We start from the raw sequence: 1,436 nt of genomic DNA, 5'->3' as shown, positions 1-1,436 counted from the left end.
AGAAAGTAATACATTGCGCCTGTCCTTACTTCGACTATACCGAGCGATGCTGCCGTAAAACGCACAAACCCTGTCCGCTTATGGTCTTTTAACGCTCGCATCAATATCCAACCCTGCTTGTGGCAAGAGCTAGCACCCCTCTTTTAGCTTTTTAATGTCCTCATTGAGCCAATCAAGGGGATAGCGAATTTCGCCGTTAAAAATTATGAAGCGCGGGGTAAACTCCCATTTGCCCTTATTTTTCGGCATTCGCATTTGAGCCAAAATATTGCTGTTTTGTGAATATCCTAGCATAACCGACGCCTCTTTTTGCGTCAGCAGCCTTTGATTTTCGGCGCCAACTCCTGCTACGATGCCGCTGTTTTCAAAACGCCCAAGCGTGGATGATATTCTGTCATTTCTTTTCCTCCGCTAAAGCTTCATCTAGCTTTTTATTCAGTAGCTTGATGGCCTTTTCTAAAGTATTGCTACCTTGCAATTTTTCTATCCCTATCTGCCCTGTTTTTGCGCTAGCGGCGATATAAAGGGTGTTTTTGGACGGGTATAGAAAAGCAAAAACCGCGACGACTATCGATATTTTAATAATGCACCTCGCGGTTTTTACCATTCGCGCGCTCGTATCGTCGTTGAATTGAATGCCGCCAAACCACAACATTATGCCTGCTAAAAGGACGCAGAAGCTACCCAACAATAGCGGATACATTTTATCCGACAGATCTGCCAAGTATATTAATAACAAGATTTCATTCATTTTTCGATCCTTTTTAAAATTTTCCTCAACTGCTTTAAATTTAGCTCAAGCAGTCGTCTGTGGATTTGTTCTGCGAGCGCACTTTTTTTGTCGCGCTTTTCTGCAGGTCCGTCTATCTTGCGCAAAAGCTCGCGCTCTTTTTCGCGGTCGGGGCTACTCATTCTTTATCCTTTTCTCGCGGTAATCTAAATCCGAGCGCATAAAGAGGCGTGGCGGTTGCCAGCTCTCGAAACTCAAGCATATTCAAATCCTCTCTTCTGTATCGTCTATCTAGTATATGCCAATCCCCCGCCTCGTCTTGATATTCCCAATACCAAAGGACGTCATCAAAATTAACATAGTTATTTACATCCTTATCGCCTCTTTCTATGTATGAGCGCTGATAAAAATTACTTTTCGGGTGTAGTGGCTCAGCTTCGCTTAGCTTCCAAATCATTAAATCGGAGCTCTCGAATTGTGGCTTCTTAGGCTTCACACGGTAGAAAAAGTATTGCCAGTTCCACGATGGAGCTGCTGTATATTCCCATGCGACCGGGTTTCCGTTCTCGTCCCGTCTCTCGCAAAATTCTATCTCCTCGCCCCTATCGTAGGCTTGCATAACCTCTATCTTTTCTCTTGTCGTCATTTGGTATCCTTTAAAATTTCTGGGTTCTCGTAGATGTTGCCGATGACTTCCCGGTTGAGC

5 protein-coding genes are annotated in these 1,436 nt (G+C 44.2%); all 5 read right to left on the bottom strand.

The features are described from left to right. Positions 1-129 precede the first annotated feature (129 nt). Complete coding sequence (locus tag Q0140_RS09995; protein ID WP_297964214.1) at positions 130-294, bottom strand: hypothetical protein; 165 nt, start codon at positions 292-294, stop codon at positions 130-132. A gap of 100 nt (positions 295-394) precedes the next feature. Further along, positions 395-751: a hypothetical protein gene (locus tag Q0140_RS09990; protein WP_297964213.1), complete on the bottom strand. Its 357-nt coding sequence runs from the start codon at positions 749-751 to the stop codon at positions 395-397. Next, entirely contained in the window at positions 748-912 is a 165-nt protein-coding gene (locus Q0140_RS09985; protein WP_297921128.1) for a hypothetical protein, read from the bottom strand. Before Q0140_RS09985 ends, Q0140_RS09990 begins: the two co-directional genes overlap by 4 nt. After that, positions 909-1,376 carry a hypothetical protein gene (locus Q0140_RS09980; protein WP_297964211.1) on the bottom strand — a complete coding sequence of 156 codons (468 nt, stop codon included), beginning with the start codon at positions 1,374-1,376 and terminating at the stop codon, positions 909-911. The genes Q0140_RS09985 and Q0140_RS09980 overlap by 4 nt, the downstream gene beginning before the upstream one ends. After that, positions 1,373-1,436, bottom strand: a 64-nt coding sequence (locus Q0140_RS12685) for a YopX family protein (RefSeq protein ID WP_366112868.1), incomplete at its 5' end; no start/stop codon positions are given. The genes Q0140_RS09980 and Q0140_RS12685, both read right to left, overlap by 4 nt.

It is taken from the genome of uncultured Campylobacter sp. (assembly GCF_938045405.1).
In the GTDB taxonomy this organism is placed as follows: domain Bacteria; phylum Campylobacterota; class Campylobacteria; order Campylobacterales; family Campylobacteraceae; genus Campylobacter_B.
This window is presented reverse-complemented; position numbering and strand designations above follow the sequence as displayed.

Bases quoted from the DNA above. Each gene is read 5' to 3' on its own strand.
- Q0140_RS09985 (WP_297921128.1), bottom strand. From the start codon at position 912: ATGAGTAGCCCCGACCGCGAAAAAGAGCGCGAGCTTTTGCGCAAGATA.
- Q0140_RS09980 (WP_297964211.1), bottom strand. From the start codon at position 1,376: ATGACGACAAGAGAAAAGATAGAGGTTATGCAAGCCTACGATAGGGGC.
- Q0140_RS09995 (WP_297964214.1), bottom strand. From the start codon at position 294: ATGCTAGGATATTCACAAAACAGCAATATTTTGGCTCAAATGCGAATG.
- Q0140_RS09990 (WP_297964213.1), bottom strand. From the start codon at position 751: ATGAATGAAATCTTGTTATTAATATACTTGGCAGATCTGTCGGATAAA.